This is a genomic window from Buttiauxella sp. AC038, from assembly GCF_979253565.1.
On record NZ_CEEDCQ010000001.1, the window covers coordinates 3,884,431 to 3,908,251 of the forward strand.

At 47.9% G+C, this 23,821-nt stretch carries 22 protein-coding genes and 1 pseudogene; 15 read left to right on the forward strand and 8 right to left on the reverse strand.

All coding sequences use genetic code 11. From position 1 onward, the window contains the following. Window positions 1–13 precede the first annotated feature (13 nt). Window positions 14–391 carry a DUF454 family protein gene (locus AC0IXI_RS18435; RefSeq protein ID WP_034458081.1) on the reverse strand — a complete coding sequence of 126 codons (378 nt, stop codon included), beginning with the start codon at window positions 389–391 and terminating at the stop codon, window positions 14–16. Window positions 392–436: 45 nt separating this feature from the next. Between AC0IXI_RS18435 and priC the strand changes: the two genes are divergently transcribed. Genes priC through rsmS form a run of 3 tightly spaced genes read left to right on the forward strand, consistent with a single transcriptional unit; the run spans window position 437 to window position 1,406 of the window. Beyond that, window positions 437–973 carry a primosomal replication protein PriC gene (gene priC, locus AC0IXI_RS18440; protein ID WP_064516711.1) on the forward strand — a complete coding sequence of 179 codons (537 nt, stop codon included), beginning with the start codon at window positions 437–439 and terminating at the stop codon, window positions 971–973. Between the two features lie 28 nt (window positions 974–1,001). Next, window positions 1,002–1,250, forward strand: coding sequence for a GlsB/YeaQ/YmgE family stress response membrane protein (locus AC0IXI_RS18445; protein WP_471682914.1), 249 nt, complete (start codon window positions 1,002–1,004; stop codon window positions 1,248–1,250). Continuing rightward, entirely contained in the window at window positions 1,251–1,406 is a 156-nt protein-coding gene (rsmS, locus tag AC0IXI_RS18450) for a pleiotropic regulatory protein RsmS (RefSeq protein ID WP_064516707.1), read from the forward strand. A gap of 3 nt (window positions 1,407–1,409) precedes the next feature. On the opposite strand, the gene mscK is transcribed toward rsmS, so the two are convergent. Together mscK and acrR are read right to left on the reverse strand one after the other, a co-directional pair. After that, window positions 1,410–4,790: a mechanosensitive channel MscK gene (gene mscK / locus AC0IXI_RS18455; protein WP_064516706.1), complete on the reverse strand. Its 3,381-nt coding sequence runs from the start codon at window positions 4,788–4,790 to the stop codon at window positions 1,410–1,412. Between the two features lie 129 nt (window positions 4,791–4,919). Then, window positions 4,920–5,561, reverse strand: coding sequence for a multidrug efflux transporter transcriptional repressor AcrR (acrR, locus tag AC0IXI_RS18460; protein WP_422568921.1), 642 nt, complete (start codon window positions 5,559–5,561; stop codon window positions 4,920–4,922). 143 nt (window positions 5,562–5,704) lie between these two features. On the opposite strand from acrR, the gene acrA reads away from it, so the two are divergent. The 6 genes from acrA to AC0IXI_RS18490 all read left to right on the forward strand — a co-directional run bounded on the left by acrA (window position 5,705) and on the right by AC0IXI_RS18490 (window position 12,702). After that, complete coding sequence (gene acrA, locus AC0IXI_RS18465) at window positions 5,705–6,904, forward strand: multidrug efflux RND transporter periplasmic adaptor subunit AcrA (protein ID WP_134183992.1); 1,200 nt, start codon at window positions 5,705–5,707, stop codon at window positions 6,902–6,904. 22 nt (window positions 6,905–6,926) lie between these two features. Next, complete coding sequence (acrB, locus tag AC0IXI_RS18470) at window positions 6,927–10,076, forward strand: multidrug efflux RND transporter permease subunit AcrB (protein ID WP_134183994.1); 3,150 nt, start codon at window positions 6,927–6,929, stop codon at window positions 10,074–10,076. A gap of 553 nt (window positions 10,077–10,629) precedes the next feature. Continuing rightward, window positions 10,630–11,004 carry an Hha toxicity modulator TomB gene (gene tomB / locus AC0IXI_RS18475; protein WP_034458068.1) on the forward strand — a complete coding sequence of 125 codons (375 nt, stop codon included), beginning with the start codon at window positions 10,630–10,632 and terminating at the stop codon, window positions 11,002–11,004. 30 nt (window positions 11,005–11,034) lie between these two features. Beyond that, window positions 11,035–11,253 (forward strand): HHA domain-containing protein, encoded by a 219-nt coding sequence (locus tag AC0IXI_RS18480; protein ID WP_034458066.1) that lies wholly within the window; start codon window positions 11,035–11,037, stop codon window positions 11,251–11,253. A 322-nt stretch (window positions 11,254–11,575) separates the two neighbouring features. Then, window positions 11,576–12,142 carry a maltose O-acetyltransferase gene (gene maa, locus AC0IXI_RS18485; RefSeq protein WP_064516698.1) on the forward strand — a complete coding sequence of 189 codons (567 nt, stop codon included), beginning with the start codon at window positions 11,576–11,578 and terminating at the stop codon, window positions 12,140–12,142. Between the two features lie 101 nt (window positions 12,143–12,243). Next, on the forward strand, window positions 12,244–12,702 hold the full coding sequence (locus AC0IXI_RS18490) for a YlaC family protein (RefSeq protein WP_134183996.1): 459 nt from the start codon (window positions 12,244–12,246) through the stop codon (window positions 12,700–12,702). Window positions 12,703–12,745: 43 nt separating this feature from the next. Here the strand turns inward: AC0IXI_RS18490 and ykgO are convergent, their stop codons facing one another. Both ykgO and AC0IXI_RS18500 read right to left on the reverse strand, forming a co-directional pair. Next, the gene (ykgO, locus tag AC0IXI_RS18495) at window positions 12,746–12,886 is read right to left on the reverse strand and encodes a type B 50S ribosomal protein L36 (RefSeq protein WP_034458060.1); all 141 of its coding nucleotides are present in this window, start codon (window positions 12,884–12,886) and stop codon (window positions 12,746–12,748) included. A gap of 3 nt (window positions 12,887–12,889) precedes the next feature. Beyond that, window positions 12,890–13,147, reverse strand: a complete 258-nt coding sequence (locus AC0IXI_RS18500) for a type B 50S ribosomal protein L31 (protein ID WP_471682915.1) — start codon at window positions 13,145–13,147, stop codon at window positions 12,890–12,892. A 312-nt stretch (window positions 13,148–13,459) separates the two neighbouring features. On the opposite strand from AC0IXI_RS18500, the gene AC0IXI_RS18505 reads away from it, so the two are divergent. The 4 genes from AC0IXI_RS18505 to AC0IXI_RS18520 are packed head-to-tail and all read left to right on the forward strand — an operon-like array spanning window position 13,460 to window position 16,769. Next, entirely contained in the window at window positions 13,460–14,497 is a 1,038-nt protein-coding gene (locus tag AC0IXI_RS18505) for an isopenicillin N synthase family dioxygenase (RefSeq protein WP_471682916.1), read from the forward strand. An 18-nt stretch (window positions 14,498–14,515) separates the two neighbouring features. Continuing rightward, complete coding sequence (locus AC0IXI_RS18510) at window positions 14,516–15,325, forward strand: MetQ/NlpA family ABC transporter substrate-binding protein (protein WP_034458056.1); 810 nt, start codon at window positions 14,516–14,518, stop codon at window positions 15,323–15,325. Next, complete coding sequence (locus AC0IXI_RS18515) at window positions 15,322–16,113, forward strand: methionine ABC transporter ATP-binding protein (protein ID WP_424221941.1); 792 nt, start codon at window positions 15,322–15,324, stop codon at window positions 16,111–16,113. The genes AC0IXI_RS18510 and AC0IXI_RS18515 overlap by 4 nt, the downstream gene beginning before the upstream one ends. After that, on the forward strand, window positions 16,098–16,769 hold the full coding sequence (locus AC0IXI_RS18520) for a methionine ABC transporter permease (protein WP_471682917.1): 672 nt from the start codon (window positions 16,098–16,100) through the stop codon (window positions 16,767–16,769). Before AC0IXI_RS18515 ends, AC0IXI_RS18520 begins: the two co-directional genes overlap by 16 nt. Window positions 16,770–16,858: 89 nt before the next feature. Here AC0IXI_RS18520 and AC0IXI_RS18525 read toward each other — a convergent pair whose 3' ends face one another. Continuing rightward, window positions 16,859–18,229 (reverse strand): PTS transporter subunit EIIC, encoded by a 1,371-nt coding sequence (locus tag AC0IXI_RS18525; RefSeq protein WP_471682918.1) that lies wholly within the window; start codon window positions 18,227–18,229, stop codon window positions 16,859–16,861. Between the two features lie 304 nt (window positions 18,230–18,533). Here AC0IXI_RS18525 and AC0IXI_RS18530 point away from each other — a divergent pair, with 304 nt between their 5' ends. Then, on the forward strand, window positions 18,534–19,733 hold the full coding sequence (locus AC0IXI_RS18530) for an enolase C-terminal domain-like protein (RefSeq protein ID WP_134184006.1): 1,200 nt from the start codon (window positions 18,534–18,536) through the stop codon (window positions 19,731–19,733). On the opposite strand, the pseudogene AC0IXI_RS18535 reads toward AC0IXI_RS18530, so the two are convergent. Next, window positions 19,721–20,441: pseudogene (locus AC0IXI_RS18535) on the reverse strand (GntR family transcriptional regulator). The gene AC0IXI_RS18530 and the pseudogene AC0IXI_RS18535 overlap by 13 nt on opposite strands. A 142-nt stretch (window positions 20,442–20,583) precedes the next feature. Between AC0IXI_RS18535 and AC0IXI_RS18540 the strand changes: the two are divergent. Then, complete coding sequence (locus AC0IXI_RS18540) at window positions 20,584–22,155, forward strand: EAL domain-containing protein (protein WP_471682919.1); 1,572 nt, start codon at window positions 20,584–20,586, stop codon at window positions 22,153–22,155. Window positions 22,156–22,160: 5 nt separating this feature from the next. On the opposite strand, the gene norR is transcribed toward AC0IXI_RS18540, so the two are convergent. Next, window positions 22,161–23,675: a nitric oxide reductase transcriptional regulator NorR gene (gene norR / locus AC0IXI_RS18545; RefSeq protein ID WP_064516679.1), complete on the reverse strand. Its 1,515-nt coding sequence runs from the start codon at window positions 23,673–23,675 to the stop codon at window positions 22,161–22,163. Window positions 23,676–23,821 lie beyond the last annotated feature (146 nt).

Sequence of the window (23,821 nt, forward strand, 5' to 3'; positions counted from 1 at the left end):
CTGCAAATGCGGTTTATGGCTTTTGTTGCTTTTCATCAATTACCGGCATACGCCACATAAAGAACAGCAGCGCGCACATCATCACTAATAATAGTAGTCTGACCCACAGAATATTGACCAGATAAAGGGATACCGCAAAGGTTAATACGATGAAAATCAGCGCCCTGGGTTTAGCTCCCGGCGGCAGCGCACGATGGTCCTGCCAATGGCGGATATAACTGCCAAACCATGAGCGGTACAGTAACCAGTGATGAAAGCGCGGCGAGGAACGGGCGAAGCACCAGGCCGCCAGCAGCAAAAATGGGGTTGTGGGAAGTAAAGGTAAAACAACACCCAGCGTCGCAAGGACTACCGCCAGCCAACCAATGATGATTAAAATGATCCGTTTCATTCATTATTCCGTACTTAAACACGTGCAACACTGGAGATTCATTTTGTGAAAACCGCCGCGCTGTTACAAGCTTTGGATGCTCGCGTCGCGGAACTCGCACAGGCCATTGCGCCTGTCTCGTTACAACGCGCATCGCAAGCACGCTTCGATCGTAAACTGTTTTCCACTCACAGTACGCAACTTAAAGATTATCTGACCGAAGTTCAGGCAAATCTCGCACAGCTACAGCTTAGCGTGAAAGTGGGTAAAGCGGAGCAAGTTGCGTATCTGGCCGAAAAGCTGGTGGCGCAGATTTCCGCTTTGCAGCGTGAGCTGGCGACCTGGAAGATGCGTAAAAACGATCCGCAGCCGCCGGTTGTCGAAAACTTGTATGAGAAGCTCTCCACTCACCAGGATTATGAGCGCCGCATCCAGATTATGATTAGCGATCGTGAAAGCCAGCTTTCAGTACAGGTCACGCTCGCCGGGCAACAAAAGCTCCAGAAGGAACTGGCCGCTCTTGAAGGCCGTTTGCAGCGTTGTCGCCAGGCTTTAACGCGTATCGAGCGATCCATCGAACGCCGGGAACGTGGGCTAAGCTAACGAGAGTCGGTCAATCGGGAGAAGCTCCATGGGACTTTTAGCCTGGGTATTAATCGGTGTGCTGGTCGCGGTAATGATGAGGCTGTTATGGCCAGCAAGAAGCGGCATGTTTGCGATTGCAGTCGTGACAACCACCGCAGGGGCACTGATCGGCGGCTATATTTGCGCCGTCTTTAATATTGGTACTTTGGCCACGCTTGATGCGCGAGCGCTGTTTGCCGCCATCATTGGCGCGCTGTTATTTCTCTTTTTGTTTCGCAAACTACGGGTTAATTAAATGTCGCTGGAAAACGCACCAGAAGAAGTCAAACTGGCTGTCGATTTGATAATGCTGCTGGAACAACATGAAATCCCGACGGAAACCGCGCTCGCAGCGCTTGAGATTGTCCGTCAGGATTTTTTGCGTAAGCGGGAAGAGAACACCTCCCGCTAATTTTTACTGAGCAGGAACGATGTCGTCACCGTTTGAGTTGCCCTTGATATCGCGTTTCACTTCTGTCAATTCATTACCTTTGTCATTACGCAAATGCACTTCGAGTTGGTTGAAGGCGATATTAATGCCATTTTCGCGACACAGACGATCGATAGTCCGGTTTAGCTCATCGACGGTGTAGCTGCGATCACGCAGTTCACGCACATACAATCGCAGCTCGTGATCCAACGTACTGGCCCCAAAGGTAGTAAAGAACACTGTAGGCTCAGGGTCGTGCATCACTTTCGGATGCTCATGCGCAGCTTTCAGTAAGATCTCACGTACTTTATCCAGATCGGATCCGTACGCCACTCCCAGACGGATAACCACGCGGGTGATGGTGTCGGTAAGCGACCAGTTGATCAGTCGCTCCGTCACAAACGCTTTGTTCGGGATGATCACTTCTTTGCGGTCAAAGTCTGTAATCGTGGTGGCACGAATACGAATTTTGCTGACGCTACCGGAATATGCACCAATCGTAACGGTATCGCCGATACGCACCGGGCGTTCAAACAGGATAATAAGGCCGGAAACGAAGTTACCGAATATCTCCTGCAAACCAAAACCTAAGCCCACCGACAGCGCGGCTGCCAGCCATTGCAACTTATCCCATGACACACCGAGAGAGCCGAAGATGGTCATCGCCCCTACGGCAGTAATGGCGTAGTTAAGAATGGTAGTGATGGCGTATGAAGCACCCTGACGCATTTGCAGACGTGAGAGTACCAGTACTTCAAGCAGGCCCGGTAAGTTGCGAATCAGCACCCAGGCAACAGCGAAAGCAATCGCGGCAAATAACAGGCTGCCCATGGTGACGTTTTTCACTACTGCTACACCCGCTTCGGAAGCGCTATAACTCCAGAGCTGGATACTGTCCAGGTAACCGAATACCCCGAACAAATCTGACCAAATGGTGTAGAACACCAGTGCAAACAGGGCGAACAGAGCAATAATAGCCAGACGCATGGTTTGTTGGTTGATTTGGTCCAACGCTAACGGTGGCTCTTCTACCGGCTCGCCCCCTTCTGCGCCCTCTTTCACCAGATTCTCACGGCGCGCAACGGCGCGGCGGTAAGCCATACGACGCGCTGCAACGCTTAATCCACGCAGTACGGTCTGATAAACCAGGTTCCAGATAAGTATCAGATAGATAGTTTCAATCCAGCGACCGGCAAGGCGAAGTGTCGTATAAAAATAGCCCATCGCTGTAAGCACGATTAACACCGCGGGTACCACGCCCATCATCGTGACAGTAAACAACTGCATGGTGTGGTTGTTTTTATTGCGCCAGTTTTCACGGCACATTGGGAAGACAAGCGCGGTGATAAGCAACAGGTTGAAGAAGATGATCAGTTGACCCAACGCATCTTCAACCAGATGTAGCGGCGAACGCTCCCCGAGCACCGACCAGAATAACAACGGTAATAGTGCACAACCAATACGCACCAGTTGGCGGCGATAATGGCTGCACAGTTGCGGTTGCATATTAAAGTGGCTAACAGCTACACCATTTTTAGAGAGCACCTGGTAAGTTAAACCGAAGACTAACCAGAACAAGGAGAGCTGTTTGCAAAACGCCAACATCGATTCGCTGATGTTCATCTGCAAGCCAGCAAACACCAGGCCGATTGAGTAGATGACCAGAGCGCCCGGCAAAACTTTAACCAGCGTCAGAGCAATGGCTTTCGGGGTCAGCATTTGGCTGTCGTTACGCAATTGCCCGACACGACTCGCCTGCTTTTCCAGATAACGGTCTATCGCTTTAAAGCGCCAACGTATAACGCCTGCCAACAACAAAGCCGGAATCATCAGCAGCAGAATGGCGAGAATTTTAAGCGAGTTTTCTGGCCCTTTGAAATTGAGTCTGGCGTTTTTAAACTGATCGCGCAGAGAAGAAGGCAATGATTTCAGCCAGTCCCAATCCATCGGCTTATTACTGGTTACCCAGAAAATTTGCTCAGTCAGGATCTGGTCGAGGGATTTGGTGACGTTTTGCAGCTGCTGCTGGTTGTTCTGCAAGTTGATGGCCAGCATTAACTGCATGCCAAGCTGCTTATTCAACTGATCGAGCAATTCACGACGAGTATCCAGAACCTGCAATAACGCATCGTGAACTTCCGGGGTGACATCGGCTTTATGACCATCTTCGATTTTCGCGACCAGCTCGTCCGGTTGGAACAACGCGTCACGTTGCTGGTTTACATCAAACTGTTCGAGACGAATATCCGCAATGCGGTTGGTCAGATCTTCAGTGTCTTCCGCCGACGGCAGGTTTTGTTGCTGCTGTTGGTAAAGAATACGCGACAGCAACAAGCTGCCTTTCAGAACGGCGATCTGTTCTTTGAGGTTACGTTCAGATTGCAGAGCACGATCCAGCGTATTTTTAATGCGGATGCTCGAAGGCACCATTTCATTGGCATGCTGAGTGGCATCAATCAGACGCTGGCTCAACTGATGGTTGATATCGAGCTCCTGCTTAACCAACGGGTTTTGCTGAATTTTAACGGTATCTTCAGAGTCTATGGCGTCCTGCGCGGTCTGCTGCGTCAGGGTTAAACGCTTGCTGCTCGCCACTTTTTGCAGGATCTGGAGGGTCGCCTCCATTTGATTAATATGCGCATTGGTGTAGTCACGTTGCTTTTGCAACGTATCTTGCAAGATGGTGTTGCCTTTGAGGCTGTCACGCTGTTGATCTAACTGCGCGTTCAATAATGCTTGTTGGGCCAGTAATAAAGTTTGCTGGCTTGGTCGTAAGTCTACAGCGCCTGGAGTGACACCATTAAGACGATTGCGAATCGCTTCAAGCTGAGTCGATGCCGCAGTCATTGCATTCTGAACACGCTCAGGTTGCGTTTGCAGCGAAATCAGTTGGCTATTCCAGGTCGCTAAATCGCTTTGCGCGTTCTGTAACTCCGTCATTAAATCATTCAGGCGAGACTCAAGTTGGCGCAAACTGAGCGCTTCGATTTCCGCTTCTTCATCGGCCGGATTGGCGTGTTGGTTTTTAATCTCGTTGAGCGCATCAGTGGCTTTGCGCAGCACTTTTGGTGCTTCCGTCACCTGCTGATGGAGTTTTGCCGTTTCGTCCTTGACCCGATCAATTTTATCCAGCACCTCAAGAGTCTCATTGAGATCTTGTTGGGTGAGTTTGTCATTTGGAGACAGTGTCTTTTGCTTATTCAGTGCGGACAGCTGATTTTGAATCTCATCGCGGCTAGGGAGATCGCTACCATTTTTTTGCGCCCAGGCTGGCTGCGCCAGCACGCAAAGCAGGCTAACGAATGCAATGAGCAAAAAACGTGCGGGTACGCGACGTGAATACAGTGAATACAAGAGTTGCGGCATAGTTTGACAGTGTTTGAGAACAGGCCGAAGAATGGCGAGTTAAAGACGAAATATGAGCCGCAAGATTAGCACGTCTTTTCGGAAAAACCTTGGTCTACTATGTTCAGAATCACCCTAATAAGCATATTTTTATTGTGGGATGGATCTCAGGGTTGGGCAGGTTTGAAACATTTCCAGCAGAATGGCGACGTAGTCCTCGGCCTGGCCGTGGAGATCAAAACTATCTGGTGCAACCAGCCAGTTTTCAATCAGCCCGGTAATATAACTACGCAGTAAGATAACGGCGTGGGGAAGACGCAAGTTTTTGGGTAACATTTCAGCATCAATACAACGCTGCAAACTGCTCTCAATTCTCTCGTTTCCTTCCATATAAAGTTCGCGTCTGGCCTGTTGTAAAACAGCCAGTTCACCTACAAACTCGCACTTATGGAAGATGATTTCGGTCATTAAGCGGCGGCGTTCATCGGCGACAGTTGCTTGTAATATGTAAATAAGTAACTCTCTGACAACAGAAAGTGGATCGTCAGGAAATTTTGCCCGATACTCAGTTTCTAAATCGCCAATACTGGACTCAGTTAGCTCCCAGATTTCATTAAACAAATCCGACTTATTTTTGAAATGCCAGTAAATTGCACCACGGGTTACACCAGCTGCTTTTGCGATATCTGCAAGCGAAGTTGCGGAAACTCCGTATTGTGAAAACAAGCGGATCGCAACATCCAGAAGGTGTTGGCGTGTTTCCAGTGCTTGTTGTTTGGTTTTTCGTGCCATAAGTGGGTGAAATAACGGTAGTTAGATTTACATACATTTGTGAATGTATGTACCATAGCACGACGATAATATAAACGCAGCAATGGGTTTGTGGACATTTGATCCATTGAACAACTTTGAAATCGGACACTCGAGGTTTACATATGAACAAAAACAGAGGGTTTACGCCTCTGGCGGCCATTCTGATGCTCTCAGGCAGCTTAGTACTTACAGGATGTAATGACAAAGAGACAAAACAGAGTGCGCCGCATACCCCGGAAGTGGGTGTGGTAACTCTGAAAAGTGCTCCTTTGCAGATAACTACAGAGCTTCCTGGCCGTACAAGCGCTTATCGTATTGCAGAAGTTCGCCCGCAAGTCAGTGGCATCATCCTGAAACGTAACTTCGAAGAAGGAAGTGAAATCAAGGCTGGCGTTTCGCTGTATCAAATCGACCCTGCAACATACCAGGCCGCATATGACAGCGCTAAAGGCGACCTCGCAAAAGCACAAGCAAGTGCAAATATTGCTCAGCTGACGCTTAAACGTTATCAGAAACTGTTAGGTACTAAGTACATCAGTCAACAAGACTACGACACTGCACTTGCCGATTCTCAACAGGCAAACGCATCTGTTGTGGCTGCTAAAGCCGCCGTTGAAACTGCTCGCATTAACCTTGCATATACCAAAGTGACTTCACCTATTAGCGGTCGCATTGGTAAGTCTTCTGTTACAGAAGGCGCTCTGGTGACTAGCGGACAAGCTTCTGCACTGGCAACCGTACAACAGCTCGACCCGATTTATGTCGATGTAACCCAATCCAGCAATGATTTCTTGCGCCTTAAGCAAGAGCTGGCTGAAGGCAAACTGAAACAAGAAAACGGTAAAGCTAAAGTCAAATTAGTGACCAACGACGGTATCACTTTCCCACAAGAAGGCTCTTTAGAGTTTTCTGATGTGACGGTTGACCAGACCACCGGTTCTATCACTTTGCGAGCTATCTTCCCGAATCCAGATAAAACGTTACTGCCGGGCATGTTTGTTCGCGCACAACTGGAAGAAGGTACCAATCCAAACGCACTGTTAGTTCCACAACAAGGTGTGACTCGTACACCGCGTGGTGATGCTTCAGCAATGGTTATTGGTAAAGATGACAAAGTAGAAGTACGCAATATCACCGCAGCTCAAGCTATCGGCGACAAATGGCTGGTAACCAGTGGGTTGAAGGATGGTGATCGCGTTATTGTGACCGGTTTGCAAAAAGTGAAACCCGGTGTTCAGGTGAAAGCGCAGGAAGTGGCGGCAGAAAATAAAGGCCAGGATCAAGCAGCCGCTGGCGCACAGTCTGAACAAACGAAGTCTTAACTTAAACAGGAGCCGTTAAGACATGGCTAAGTTTTTTATCGATCGCCCGATTTTTGCCTGGGTAATCGCCATCATTATTATGTTGGCGGGCGGGCTTGCGATCATGAAATTACCGATCGCGCAATATCCAACCATTGCGCCACCGGCAATTTCGATCTCAGCAAACTATCCAGGTGCAGATGCGAAAACGGTACAGGATACCGTTACACAGGTTATCGAACAGAACATGAACGGTATCGACAACCTGCTGTACATGTCCTCATCCAGTGATTCCTCTGGTTCTGTAACCATAACCATTACCTTTGATTCTGGTACTGACGCGGATATCGCCCAGGTACAGGTTCAGAACAAACTGCAACTTGCGATGCCACTGCTTCCTCAAGAAGTACAGCAGCAAGGTGTTAGCGTTGAGAAGTCCTCCAGTAGCTTCCTGATGGTTCTCGGTATGATCAACACCGATGGCTCCATGACACAGGAAGATATTTCGGACTACGTTGGCGCAACCATTAAAGACCCGATCAGCCGTACTCGCGGTGTCGGTGATGTTCAGCTGTTTGGTGCTCAGTACGCGATGCGTATCTGGATGGATCCGAACAAACTGAACAATTACCAGCTCACGCCGGTTGATGTTATTGCCGCTATCAAAGCGCAGAACGCCCAGGTAGCAGCAGGTCAGTTAGGTGGTACTCCACCAGTTAAAGGTCAACAACTTAACGCCTCAATCATTGCTCAGACCCGTTTAAAATCTGCCGATGAGTTCAGCAAAATTCTGCTGAAAGTGAATCAGGATGGCTCACGTGTTCTGCTTAAAGATGTGGCAAAAGTTGAGTTGGGCGGCGAGAACTATAACGTTGTTGCACGTTTCAACGGCCAACCTGCGTCTGGTTTAGGTATCAAGCTGGCAACCGGTGCTAACGCCCTGGATACCGCCAATGCGGTACGTGCCACTGTGGAAAAACTACAGCCCTTCTTCCCTGCGGGTCTGAAAGTTGTTTATCCATATGACACCACGCCATTCGTTAAAATCTCTATCAAAGAGGTAGTAAAAACCCTCGTTGAAGCAATCGTGCTGGTGTTCCTGGTAATGTATCTGTTCTTGCAGAACTTCCGCGCCACATTGATTCCAACGATTGCGGTACCGGTGGTACTGCTGGGGACGTTTGCCATCCTTGCCGTCTTTGGCTATTCGATAAACACCCTAACGATGTTCGGGATGGTGCTTGCGATAGGCTTGTTGGTTGATGATGCCATCGTGGTGGTAGAGAACGTTGAGCGTGTAATGGTGGAAGAAGGATTGCCACCAAAAGAAGCCACACGCAAATCAATGGAGCAGATTCAGGGCGCTCTGGTCGGGATCGCGATGGTACTGTCGGCGGTATTTATACCAATGGCATTCTTCGGTGGTTCTACAGGTGCAATCTATCGTCAGTTCTCTATTACCATCGTATCGGCAATGGTGCTTTCTGTACTGGTAGCAATGATTTTGACACCAGCACTTTGTGCCACCCTGCTTAAGCCAATCGCGAAAGGCGAGCACCACGAGAAGAAAGGCTTCTTCGGCTGGTTTAACAATATGTTCGACAAGAGCACGCATCACTATACCGACAGCGTCGGTAATATTTTGCGTAGCACCGGTCGTTACTTAGTGCTTTATCTGCTGATTGTGGTTGGCATGGCCTTCCTGTTTATTCGCCTGCCAAGTTCCTTCTTGCCAGATGAAGACCAGGGCGTGTTCCTGACCATGGCACAGCTGCCTGCGGGTGCAACACAAGAACGTACACAAGCCGTTCTTGATGATGTGACCAAGTACTACCTCGAAAAAGAGAAAGACAACGTTAACTCCGTATTTACCGTTAACGGCTTTGGCTTCTCTGGTCAGGGGCAGAACACCGGTCTGGCATTCGTATCCTTGAAAGATTGGGATGAGCGTCCAGGTGAAGAGAACAAGGTTCCGGCCATTGCAGCTCGCGCCAGTGCCGAGTTCTCGAAAATCAAAGATGCCATCGTGTTCGCATTTAACCTGCCAGCTATCGTTGAACTGGGTACTGCAACGGGCTTCGACTTCCAGTTGATTGACCAGGCAAACCTTGGCCACGAAAAACTGACTCAGGCGCGTAACCAGTTGTTTGGCGAAGTCGCTAAACACTCTGATCTGTTAGTGGGCGTGCGTCCAAACGGTCTGGAAGATACGCCGCAGTTCAAAATCGATATTGACCAGGAAAAAGCGCAAGCATTGGGCGTTTCTATCAGCGACATCAACACCACACTGGGTGCTGCATGGGGTGGTAGTTACGTGAATGACTTCATCGACCGTGGTCGTGTGAAGAAAGTTTACCTGATGGCTGATGCGCCATTCCGTATGCTACCAAGCGATATCAACAGCTGGTATGTTCGCGGCTCTACTGGGCAGATGGTGCCATTCTCAGCGTTCTCTTCTGCGCACTGGGAATACGGTTCACCGCGTCTGGAACGTTACAACGGTTTGCCGTCCATGGAAATCCTTGGTCAGGCGGCTCCGGGTAAGAGTACCGGTGAAGCGATGGACCTGATGGAACAACTGGCCAGCAAACTGCCAACCGGTATTGGTTATGACTGGACGGGTATGTCCTATCAGGAACGTTTATCTGGTAACCAGGCCCCTGCCCTGTATGCCATTTCCCTGATAGTGGTGTTCCTGTGTCTGGCTGCACTGTACGAGAGCTGGTCGATTCCATTCTCGGTCATGCTGGTTGTTCCACTTGGGGTTGTCGGTGCACTGCTTGCCGCGACGCTGCGTGGGCTGACCAACGACGTGTACTTCCAGGTAGGCCTGCTGACAACCATTGGCTTGTCGGCGAAGAACGCGATACTTATCGTGGAATTCGCCAAAGACTTGATGGAGAAAGAAGGCAAAGGCTTAATTGAAGCTACGCTGGAAGCTGTTCGTATGCGTCTACGTCCAATTCTGATGACATCACTGGCGTTTATCCTCGGGGTAATGCCACTGGTAATCAGCTCCGGTGCAGGCTCTGGTGCACAGAACGCCGTAGGTACAGGGGTAATGGGCGGGATGGTTACTGCAACAGTCCTGGCTATCTTCTTCGTACCAGTGTTCTTCGTGGTAGTTCGCCGTCGCTTCAGCCGTAAGTCTGAAGATGTCGAACACACTCACGCTGTTGAGCACCACAAGTAAGTCTTAAATCTGCAATTAAAAGGCCGCGCAAGCGGCCTTTTTTATATCTGCGGCCCTATTTGTCATATTAATAAATAACGATAGCTGCTGGCTTTTTCTACGATAGGTTTCTAAATGTTGCAATAAAAACTCAGTTGGAGTTGAATATGATGACAAGATATTTCTTAAATTCACTGGCAGATAAGGCAAGAAGGTTCATACTTATATATTAGGAAGATTCTTAATTAACCTCTTATTTACACCTCGTTTAAGATTCATTGCGATAACACAAAATTAACCTATTGAATATAAACTGCTTTCCTAAACATTCACTTAAGTTAATTTATCAGACAATGCTTTTAAAAAAAGTGAAAGTCTTAATAAACATTACGTTAGAGTAAACAGCTTTGCTGTAAATGTAATTTTTCGTAATAGTGAAAGGAAATCTACTACGGATTGATTTATAGTAAACGTATATGGAATAATCGTTGTAATTGATTCCCACCTCATCCAGGTGTGTCCACCCCAAGGCGTTTTGTTTATCAAATTTTCTTCGATAAAAAGGGGCTGCATTATGGACGAATACTCACCAAAACGGCATGATATCGCGCAGCTTAAATTTCTCTGCGAAAACCTGTATCATGACTGCCTTACCAACCTTGGCGAGAGTAATCATGGTTGGGTTAATGATCCTACTTCGGCCATTAACTTGCAGTTGAATGAATTGATTGAGCATATTGCTGCTTTCGCACTTAATTACAAAATTAAGTACGATGATGAGAGTAAATTGATTGAACAAATTGACGAATATTTAGACGATACATTTATGCTGTTCAGTAACTATGGCATCAATGCCCAAGACTTGCAGAAATGGCGTAAGTCCGGGAATCGGTTATTCCGATGTTTCGTCACAGAGAGTCGCGCTAACCCTGTAAGCCTCTCCTTTTAGAACTATTACAAGATGTAATAAGGTGATTTCATGACAACAAAACCACTAACTAAGACCGATTATTTGATGCGCCTGCGACGCTGCCAAACAATTGACACTTTAGAGCGCGTAATCGAAAAGAATAAATACGAATTACCAGATAATGAGTTGGCTGTATTTTATTCAGCAGCAGACCATCGTCTGGCTGAACTGACCATGAATAAGCTTTACGATAAAATACCACCATCTGTATGGAAATTTATCCGCTAATACCCCTTAACTGTTATTACCTTTATGGTTTCAGACTGACATGCTGTTGTAATCAGCGACAAATGGATTCAGGAACTCTTTTTGTCACTTAATAGCGTGCTAAATAGATATTTATCCTGGGCTGTTCAGCTTTCGAGATACAAGCTGCTCATCGCTCTTTTGTAAGGCTTGCTACATTCTGTCCGTCGCTTCCCTTAATTTGTGATTGTTAATAGCACATTTAACCATGTGATTACCGTCACAAAAAGGAGCTATAGCCACATTAATTACAAACTAATCGCTTAGGGTAACGGGTGTCCTGTCTATTTTAAAAGGCATCACCATGAGTGAAGAAAAAAACAAAATGATTGCAGGCGAATTTTATCGCCCTGCAGACCAACAGCTCCGAGATGACCGCGTAAAAGCGCGCCATCTGATTCACCGTTTTAATCACACCGCTCCAGATGAAAAAGCCATTCGTAGTGAACTGCTCGAACAACTATTAGGCCAAAGTCTGGATGCCTATATTGAACCATCGTTTCGTTGTGATTACGGCTACAATATTTTCCTCGGCAAAAACTTCTACGCCAATTTTGACTGTGTGATTCTCGACGTTTGTCCTGTTCACATCGGTGAGAATTGCATGTTGGCTCCAGGTGTTCATATTTATACTGCGACTCATCCGCTGGATGCTGAAACGCGCAACAATGGTGTTGAGTTCGGTAAACCTGTCACGATTGGCAATAATGTCTGGATTGGCGGGCGCGCGGTTATCAACCCTGGTGTGACTATTGGCGATAATGTAGTGATAGGTGCCGGCTCCGTCGTCACTAAAGATATTCCGGCGAATTCGGTAGTTGCAGGAAACCCAGCTCGGCTGATTAAAATGGTGCCTGACACGCCACATTAACTGTTATGGTTTTTTATGGCGAAACTGTTACTTTTTTACCCTCGCAGGGCTTCTTAAAATAACAGTTCTCTGCCTGTCGCGTTCCCGTTCAGAAGGCCATCATGACTGAAATTCAGCGTCTGCTCACCGATACAATCGAACAACTTAATGCGGAAGAAAAGCGCGACAATCGCCCGCGTTTTAGCATCAGCTTTATTCGCAAGCATCCGGGGTTATTTATTGGCATGTGGATAGGTTGGTTCGCAACTCTATGGGTGATGCTTGAGTCGGATACTCTGTCGGGATCGGTTTGGCTATTGGTTGTGTTGTTTGCGCTGCTAAACGGCTTTTTCTTTTTTGATGTGAATCCCCGTTATCGCTATGACGACATTGATGTGCTGGATTTACGCGTTTGCTATAACGGTGAGTGGTACAACACGCGTAACGTTCCACCCACATTGATCGATAAAATCCTGCATTCCCCTGGTGTTGACGAACAACAAAAATCGCTACTGCATAAGATGGTGGCGACGAAAGGCGAGCTCTCATTTTACGATATTTTCTCGCTCGGACGTCCGTAACGTTCACAACTTATAAGAGACAAGGGGCGAAATGCCCCTTGTCTTAACGCCGCTTCTTCCCGCCCTGCACCGCTTTGAAACGCGGGTTACTTTTGCAAATCACATACAGCCGCCCTTTACGCTTCACAATCTGGCAATCTGGATGGCGTTGCTTTGCACTACGTAATGAATTCAGAACCTGCATCTCTTACTCCCTCTTGCCAAAAAAACGACCGAAACGCTGCTGGAAACGAGCCGGACTGCCTTCATTGGTGAATGTTCTTTGTTTACCCGTGTAATGTGGATGAGAGGCCGATGAAACCTCCAGTGTGATATAGGGATATTTCACACCCTCAAGCTCAATTTCCCGGTCTGTCTTGATAGTCGAACCCACTTTAAAGAACTCATTGGCGGTGGTGTCGTGGAACACGACTGTTCGATAGAAAGGATGGATGTCACGTTTCATTTTCTTTTCCAAGATATGTTATAACATAACAATAAAGTAAAAGATGAATGAAAAAAAAGCAAGTCTGTTTGGCAACAAACCTTAATAACCGTTGATTGCCAAATTCTGCAAAAGCTTAGAACCCCGCCCAGCAATAACTTAGAAGATAACAATATTGGGCGGCGTGGCGCAGTTGCGGCAATGTCATTTCCACGAACAACACATCAATACAGAAGGGATAAACCATGAGTCAGCGCTGTCGTTGTGAAAATTATTGTTGGGCTAAAACATCAAAACGTGACGGGAAAACATCTGAATTACGTGGAGTTCAAAATGAGCAAAACAACGACCCAGGCATTGCCAATACTCGATCTCTTAGCCCTTGATGGCACCGACACCGATCGCGCAGCCTTTCTTGAACAACTACGCCATGCTGCTCGTGACATCGGCTTCTTTTATCTGATTAATCATGGTATCAGCCCGGAACTGCAACAGGCCGTTCAGGATGAAGCCCAGCTGTTTTTCTCTTTGCCTGACGCAGAAAAACAAAAAGTAGCGATGATTCACTCCCCCCATTTTCGTGGTTACAACCGCGCCGCCAGCGAATTAACACGTGGTAAACCTGACTGGCGTGAGCAATTTGATATTGGCGCTGAACGCCCGGTACTTTCCGTCAGTCCATCACAGCCTGGCTGGCTACGTCTGCAAGGGCCCAACCTGTGGCCTGAATCGCTGCCAACTCTCAAGCCGACTCTGTTGCAATTTCAGCGTGAAATGACCGCTGTGGCGTTGAAATTACTACGCACTTTTGCATTAGCGTTGAAGTTACCGGCTAATAGCTTTGATGATCTGTATGGCAACAAACCCAACGAGCATATCAAGCTGATTCGATATCCCGGCCAACAGGCTACCGATAGTAATCAGGGTGTTGGCGCTCACAAGGACTCCGGCTTCCTAAGCTTCCTGCTACAAGACAGGCAGCAGGGTTTACAGGTTGAAGTCAGCCCCGATAACTGGATAGATGCAGCCCCCCTACCCGGTAGTTTTGTGGTGAACATTGGTGAGTTGCTTGAACTGGCAACCAATGGCTACTTGCGCGCCACGGTTCATCGCGTGGTTTCTCCTCCGCCTGGGCAGGAGCGCCAGTCCATCGCATTTTTCCTCGGCGCACAGTTAGATGCCGTGGTTCCGGTTTATACATTGCCCCCTGACCTTGCAAGCCAGGCTCATGGCCCAGAAAGCGATCCTCACAACCCGTTACTGCGTGATGTTGGTTGGAATTACCTGAAAGGCCGCCTGCGATCTCATCCCGACGTGGCGGAACGTTATTACCCGGATGTCTTGCGTAGCAGCACTGAACTCATCGCTTAAATATTGAAGGAAACCACCATGAAATATGCCTCTTTTAAACTGGCAGGGATCGCGTTGTCTTTGACTCTGGCTTTCAGTGCTCAAGCAGCAGATACCTTACGTATTGCAGCAGATGCTGTACCACACGCAGAAATTCTGGCCTTTGTGCAGAAACTCGATCCTAATTTAAAGCTCAAAGTCATTGAGCTCAGTAACGGCGTAAATGCCAACGAACTACTGGCCAACGGCGATGTGGACGCCAACTACTTCCAGCATGTTCCGTATTTACGCGACCAGGAGAAAGCGTTAGGTAAAAAATTCACCGTTGCGGCCACTGTTCACATCGAGCCACTGGGGATTTATTCACACAAATATAAAGACCTGAAATCGGTGCCGGAAAATGCCACGATCGCCTTACCAAATAACGTTACCAACCTAAGTCGGGCTCTTTATCTATTGCAGGACAAAGGGCTTATCACGCTGAAACCTGAATTTAAAGATGCTGCGCAAAACCAGGCGACACCGCGCGATATCGCCAGCAATCCTAAAAAGCTAAAAATTATTGAAATCGAAGCGCCGCAACTGCCGCGTTCGCTTGATGATGTCGATTTAGCCGTGATTAATGGTAACTACGCATTGGAAGCTGGGTTAACGCCGTCAAAAGATGCGCTGGGCCTGGAAAGTGCCACTCATAACCCGTATGCCAATATTCTGGTTACCAACCCAAATCTGGCAAACGATCCACGCATCAAGGAGCTGGCGAAAGATCTGCAATCACCGCAGGTTGCTGACTTTATTCGCAAGCAGTTTAATGGCTCAGTGATCCCGGTTGCTACGCCACAGTCATGATAACCCTTGAGCGGCTGAGCAAAGTGTATGCCGGAGGAGGCCAACCGGCACTGGATGATGTCTCACTGATTGTGCCAGACGGCGCAATCTACGGCATTCTCGGGCGCAGTGGCGCTGGGAAAAGCACCTTGATTCGCTGCCTTAATTTGTTGGAGCGGCCCACTTCGGGCCTCATTCTGATGCAAGGTGTCGATATCACCACGCTCAATAACCGGGAGTTGCGAGTGCATCGCCAACGCACCGGAATGGTATTCCAACACTTCAACCTGATTCATGCGCGAAATGTGGCGGACAACATTGCCGTACCGTTAGAAATTGCGGGCCTGCCTCGTGAAGAGCGGCAAAAACGCATCACTGAACTACTCGAGTTAGTAGGCCTTAGCGATAAAGCACTGGCTTTTCCTTCACAGCTATCCGGTGGGCAAAAACAGCGTGTAGGAATTGCTCGCGCGCTGGCTGCTCATCCTGATGTTCTGCTGTGTGATGAAGCAACCAGCGCATTAGATAGTGAAACCACCGCATCCGTGCTGGCACTACTGAAAGATATTAACCATAAGCTTGGCGTCACCATTGTGCTGATAACCCATCAACTGGAAGTCGTGAAAGCTATCTGCGACCACGCAGCATTGCTGGAAAACGGCAGGCTCATTGAAAGCGGCTCGTTATCTGAATTACTGCTCATCCCCAGTTCCCGTCTGCGCCAGGCGTTGCTCCCTGGAGATGCGGCCGAACAAGCATTCTTACGCCGTATCGGTGTGACAAGGAGTCTATTATGCGAAGTCGCCTAGACTGGGATGATTTATGGCCATTACTGTTAGATGGTTCACTGGATACGCTGTACATGGTCAGCCTCGCGGCACTCTTAACCGTGCTGATTGGATTGCCGTTGGGGGTGTTGTTGTTCCTCACTCGCCGTGATGGCGTATTGCCCGCTCCGCTATTTAATCAGGTCATTGGTAGTGTCGTGAATGTCGGTCGTTCACTGCCGTTTATTGTGCTGTTAATAGCGCTGATCCCCTTTACGCGCATAATTATCGGCACCACGTTAGGCAGCACAGCCGCAGTGGTTCCGATAACAATTGGTGCCTTCCCCTTCTTTGCGCGGGTAGTAGAAAACGCGTTAGATGAGGTCGATAAAGGTCGCATTGAGGCCATTTTATCCATGGGAGGAAATGTCTGGCATATCATCAGCAAAGTACTGCTACCCGAAGCGCTGCCTGCTCTGCTTGCAGGGATCACGCTGACCATCGTAATGCTAATTGGTTTTTCATCTATGGCTGGTGTGATTGGCGGTGGCGGCTTGGGAGACCTCGCAATTCGCTACGGCTATCAGCGATTTAATGACCAGGTCATGGTTGGCACCGTGGTTATTCTGGTGGTCATGGTGCAATTAGTACAAAGTATTGGAGACCGTCTGGTGCGCCGCCTGGCGCACCGACGTTAAAGCATTTGATGTCGCTACGTTAATCCAGCCTCCAAGGCCCGTAGGGTGGATTAACGTCAGCGACATCCACCATTTGCAGTGGATCCCGTTTATGCTTTCTCGCGCACCAGCAAAGTAGTCAGCGTAAATGACAATCCTAATGCCAGCGCCACCCCCATCAAAGCAAAGATAAAGTATGGCCCGATGTAAGCCGGCAGGCTGAAAATACTCGACAAAATATAGCCATACAAACGCACACCGAAGAAGGCAATAAATGCCGAGGCGATGGAGCTGGCAATCGTGGCGGCGATAAACGCTTTCTTGTAGCGCGTCAGAACACCAAACAATGCAGGTTCGGTAATACCCAGCAAGGCGGAAATAGCCGCAGGCAGAACCACCGCTCTTTCTTCGCGAGATTTACTTTGTTTCCAGATGGCAAACGTTGATCCGGCAATCGCCATATTAGCCATAAACATCATTGGCATAAGCATGTCGTAGCCGCGGTCGGTAAAGTTTTGCAGCGCGATTGGTGTCATCGCGTGGTGCATTCCGGTCAAAATAGCTACCGGGCGAATAGCCCCCACTACTAATCCTGCAAAACTTGCGGATACACCAAACAGCCCTTCAATAAACCACGCCAACGCTTTACCCAGATAGATCCCTAATGGCCCGATCACCACCAGCGCAACTAACGCGGCGAGGAACAAAGTGAGCGTCGGAGTAAATACTGTTTTCAATACATCCGGCATAAACCGGTCCACCCAGCGATGGATGTAGCTAAGGGCCAGAACCGAGAAAATCACCGGGATCACGCTCGAGGCGTAGTTAAATACCGAAACAGGCACCACGTTCAGAAAATAGAACGTATCGACAGCATTCGGCGCATGACTTGCCAGTAACTTTGCCGCTTCAATAAGTGATGGATACATCAGGCAGGCCGCCACCGCTGCGGCCAGGTATTCGTTAGTTTTAAAGATACGTGCCGCAGAGATAGCGAGGAAAAACGGTAAAAAATAGAACACGCCGCTGGCAATTAAATCGATGACAATTACCGTATCGCTTTTTGCCGAAACGAATTTAAGCGCAATCAAACCTGCTAACAGACCTTTGATCATCCCGGCGCCAGCGATAGCGGGAACAATCGGCCCAAATACGCCCGATACGGTATCCATAAACATCGACACCAGGCTTTTACGGGCTTTCTTGTCAGTCGCGGGGGCAATTTGCTCACCAGATGTCTCCAGCGCGCTGTTCAGCTGTTCGTACCAACTGTTCACCTGCGGGCCAATAATAATCTGGAATTGGTCACTCTGAATCTGCGCCCCTAATACACCGGGGATTTTTTTAATTTCGGACTGATCAATTTTATTCTCATCAATCAGAGAGAAGCGTAAGCGCGTCATACAGTGCCAGGCTTTGTTAATATTATCCGCACCACCTACAAGGTGAATAATATTATTAATGGCATCACGAGTCCCCATCTGTCGCTCCCAAAGAATTACTAATTATTATGTGTTGAATGCCTGAGATGGTAGAGAATCGAAAGAACCAAAACAAACCAATAAACTTTGAACAACATCACAATTACGTCTATCAAAGGGCATTAAACACCTCAAACTAACAAATTGGTATGGTTTTTAGGTTGCACACAACTATTTTACGGACCAATAAAAATAAGCAAAAATAATGGTTTACCCACATATAAAAATAAGGTGATAGTAAATAACAGAAGCCTTTAATTGATGAGTAAATGACCGCGATTGACAAGGTCTGTGGAGTAATCTCGTGCAACCAACCATTATTGAAAATATTGAATGTTTTATTACCCGCCCTGACCGTCACAACCTGATTACGGTGCGTGTCACCACCAATAAGGGTGTAATAGGTCATGGATGTGCGACCTTCCAGCAACGCCCACTGGCAGTAAAAGTGATGGTCGATGAATATCTCAAACCACTGCTAATAGGGCGCGATGCCAATAACATTGAAGATCTGTGGCAGATGATGATGGTCAACGCTTACTGGCGCAACGGACCGGTTATCAATAACGCTATCGCAGGTGTCGATATGGCGCTTTGGGATATTAAAGGCCAACTGGCAGGAATGCCGCTATACCAACTTCTGGGCGGTAAATCGAAAGACGCTATCGCGGCATATAGCCACGCCGCCAGTGAAACGCTTGAAGGTTTGTATCTGGAAGTCGACAAACTTTTGGCACAAGGTTATCGCTACATTCGCTGTCAGTTAGGGTTTTATGGCGGAACACCTCAGGGTTTGCATGCTACAAAGACACCTACTCCGGGCGCCTACTACGATCAGGACGAATACATGGCCAATACTGTGGCAATGTTTAAGGCGCTGCGCGAAAAGTACGGCAACCAGTTCCATATACTTCACGATGTGCATGAGCGTCTGTTCCCGCAACAAGCGGTGCAACTGGCAAAAGCTCTTGAGCCATACCAGCCATGGTTTATCGAAGACATTCTACCGCCGCAACAAAGCGCCTGGCTTGAGCAGGTTCGCGCGCATTCTTCGGTTCCACTTGCTTTGGGGGAGCTATTTAATAACCCTGCCGAATGGCATGATTTGATTGTTAATCGCCGCATCGATTTTATCCGCTGCCACGTTTCGCAAATTGGTGGAATCACCCCTGCATTGAAGCTCGCTATTCTATGTCAGGCATTCGGTGTACGCCTGGCATGGCATGGCCCATCGGATATGACGCCTATTGGCGTGGCGGTAAATACCCATTTAAATATCCATCTGCACAATGCAGCGATTCAGGAATTTATTCCCAATAAGCCAAATACCGAATCGGTCTTTCCAGGCAGCCCGGTTGCGGAGAAGGGCTATATTTATCCGCTTGAAAAACCGGGTATTGGCGTAGGTTTCGACCAACAAAAAGCGGAAACCTTCCCGGTGGAATATCGCCCACATGAGTGGACGCAAAGCCGCTTACCAAACGGAGCCATTCACACTCCCTGAATGCCCTGCCGCCAGGCCAAATTATTGTGGTTATAGGGGGTAACGTAGGTACAGGAATAATTGATATCAATGATATCGCTGATTTCAAAAACCCGTCCTCCGTCAAGAATTCCCCGGTTGATGATGTGCATCGCCGGGATACCTTTTACACTCCAGCAATACCGCCTGCTCTTTACTGACTGCTACCGCCTGATAACTGGTTAACAGGTGCGAAATCCGCAACCCTTTACTCAGCACATATTGTTGAATCGAGCGCTCGATGACCTGCTGGTTCAGATCGGGAAAATCCTGTACCGGCATGCGCGAAATCTCAATTTGTATCTTTTGATTTTCGACATATCGCAGGCGGCAAAATTGCCAAATGTAGTCATCTTTACCCAAACCAAATACCTGCTGCTCTTCGCGATTGGGTAATTTCTTATGCAGATTGACCATGCGAAAAGCTATCTGGTCGAAATGCTTCTCGGTGATGGAGTTATAAACCAGTGGGTTGTTTCTTGCCTGCGGATTAATCCAAATCCCGGATCCCTGAATAATCTCAATGACCCCAATGCTGACCAACTTTTCCAGCGCTTTACGAATCGTGAAACGCGAGACATCATATTCCAGTGCTAATTGGCGCTCAGGCGGTAATTTGCGCCTTTGGTTATCGTTGCGCTGATAAATTTTGCTCAGTAGATCCTGAATAACAAACTCTTTTTTCTTCATTTATTGCTCACCAGACACTCGCTTTCACAGGTTATCCCACTACAGAGGCAGGAAAACATAACATCACCTATTCATGTGAGATAGACTGTTCTCGTCTATGAAAAACCATTATAAAAACTAACTCTTAACTGGGTCTAAAAGAATGACATCCCGAAAGCTCATCAGCCTGGTAAGCGGTGTACTTATTTTGGCATTTTTGCTACCAATTCTGTTAAGCATTTATCTTGCTCATCGTAATGCTGAACACGCATTTCATGATGAATTAGGAGAGTTTGCCGATCACGCATTGCTTCGCACCGGCAAAGTCATCGACCAGGCTGTTTCTGCGATTAATGATATTAACCGCTTTAATGACAATACATGTTCGCCAGCACACGCGGAAGCCATGCATCGTATCGCTCTTGAATATCGCTACGTGCAAGAAGTGATGTTCCAGCAAGATGCGCATATTTTGTGTACTTCACTGGAGTCCATTACTCATAGTGCTACATTAGGTAAGCCAGACCGTCAGGGCATTCATGGTTTTAACGCTTGGTATACCACTCCACCGATACCCGATTTTCAACGCAAGATGGTATATATCGGCAAAAAGCCTCATCTTGCATTAATTGACCCAATGTCATTTATTGATGTTCTCCCCTTTGGTAGTTACACGTTAAATATTGCGATGATTGGGCTGCATAATAATCAGATCATTGCCAGCAACAGCCGATATATCCCCGAGACATGGCACGAAGCGCTGAAACAAGGTACGGACGAATTTCAAAGCAACAACAATTTCTACGTGATTCGTCGGGATAATAATCTTGGTCTGGCCATGATTGCCTGGGCGTCAATGGAACCCCTGACGACCGCCTGGTATCAGCAATTGTTTATCTGGCTGCCTGTGGGCTTAATTATAAGCCTCGCTGCAGGTGGACTCTTGATTAGTATTTTGCGTCGATTGTTATCACCTCGAAACAGGCTGATGGATGCTATTAAAAACAATGAATTTAGCGTGGTTTATCAACCTATTGTTCATCTTCAAAGTGGCGAGATTGTCGGTGCGGAAGCCTTAATTCGTTGGCAGCAACAAGATGGCTCAATGTTAAACCCGGATATGTTTATCCCACTGGCGGAGCAAACCGGGTTGGTAACACAATTAACAGAGCAGGTCATTAAGCGCATTTTTCTTGAGTTGGGCGACTGGTTAAGCAAGCATCCTCATCATCATATTTCTGTGAACATGGGTGTTCAGGATGCGCGTAGCCTGCATATTCTTGATATCACTCGTCCGTACCTGGCACGTTATTCAGTTAATCCAAAACAGATAGCATTTGAGATTACTGAACGTGGCTTTTCTGACCCGAAAATTACAGCACCGATTATTGCGCAATATCGAAAGGCCGGGCACGCCATCTATATTGATGATTTTGGAACCGGTTATTCCAGCCTGAGTTATTTACAAGATCTGGATGTAGATATCCTTAAAATAGATAAATCATTCGTCGATGCTCTCGAATATAAAAATGTCACTCCACATATTATTGAAATGGCAAAGGCTCTGGGTATTTTGATGGTGGCCGAAGGCATTGAAACCCCCAGTCAGGCGGCATGGTTGCGTAAACAGGGTGTGCAGTACGGACAGGGCTGGTTCTTCAGTAAAGCCCTGCCTAAAAATGAATTTATCGAGTGGGTAGCAGGCTCTTGTGCCAGGAAATCAAAAATTCCCTGAAAACACTACTTCACACCAAGACGTTTCGCCAGGCGGTGTAAATTAGCGACATCTAGTTGCAACTGCCGGGCACTCGCAGCCCAATTCCCCGCATTAGCCTCCAGCGTGCTGATAATAATCCGCCGCTGGAAATCATCAGTTGCCGTCCGCAAGTTATCGACCTCAGCCACGCGGGCTACAGCTGTACTTGCAGGTTTAGCCTCAACATCCATCAGTTGAAAATGCTGCGGTTCCAGCCAGATTTCTCCATCCGGTTTACCGGAGCGTGCAAGCACAGTGGCGCGATAAAGAGCATGCTCCAGCTCGCGAATATTTCCGGGCCAGTCGTATCGACGCAGTAATTCCCGAGCGCCATCCGTTAAGGCGACCTGTTTCAGCCCCATTTTTACGCGGCTTTGCTCACAGAAGAACCCAGCCAATAGAGTGATGTCATCGCCACGCTCGCGTAGCGGTGGAACGTGCAGTGGGAAGACGCTTAAACGGTGGAATAGATCGGCACGAAAATCACCTGCTAGTACGTGCTGCTTTAAGTCACGATTGGTCGCCGCCAGCACCCGCACATTTACCCTTTGGCTGCTGTCATCGCCCACACGCTGAATATCGCCATACTGTAAAACTCGCAACAATTTTGCCTGTAGCGTTAATGGCAGTTCCCCTATTTCATCGAGGAATAGCGTGCCGTTATCCGCCATTTCAAATTTGCCGGTTCGATGATGAATTGCCCCGGTAAATGCCCCCTTTACGTGACCAAACAGTTCACTTTCCGCCACGCTTTCCGGTAATGCCGCACAGTTGAGATACACCAGCGGATTTGCGGCACGTACCGACCCACTGTGAATAGCACGCGCCACCAGCTCTTTCCCAACACCCGTTTCCCCAGTTATCAGCACATTCAGGTCAGAACCGGCGACAATTTCTATCTCTTTCTTAAGCTGCATAATCCCTGCAGACAAGCCCACCATCTCGGCACTGCTGGTTTTGCTCGTAATGGGAGTGGAGACAACAGCAGGCGTTTGGTTTTCAAGCTGTTCCATCAACAAGGCATTATTCAGTGCCCCTGCGGCCAACACGCTAATTAAGCGCAATTCTTCATCGCTGAAATGATCGAACTGCAAAGGGTCCATACCATCCACGGTTAATGCACCTATCAGGTTCTGATCGGCAAATAGTGGTAACCCAAGACAGGCATGAACTTTTAAGTCGGTGTGGTCAGGAATGAGTCCATCATAAGGATCGGGCAATTCACTTTCTGCCGGGAAGCGCACCACGTCCCCTGCCCGTGCTATTGCTTCCAGGCGAGGATGGGCATCTAAATCAAAACGTCGACCAAGCACATCTTGCGCCAGCCCATCAATTGCCAGCGGGCGAAACTGCCGCGCTTCATAACGCAGTAGCGCCGTGGCATCTCCCCCTAAAAGTTGGCGCAAAGTGCGAATTAAACGAGCAAAGCGATCCTGATGAGAAATGCCGCTTTGCAGGTCAATGGCAATGTTGGCAAGGGAGGTAATTGAAAGGCTCATAAGCGGCTCCAGAGGACGATTCTCGCTAACTTAGCCCTTGATAGTCAAAAAGACAATTCAATTGTCAAAAAGACTAATATTATAATTGTCATTTTGACAATGAAAAGTTAAAAAAAACAAATATATTCATATTAATCAATATTATA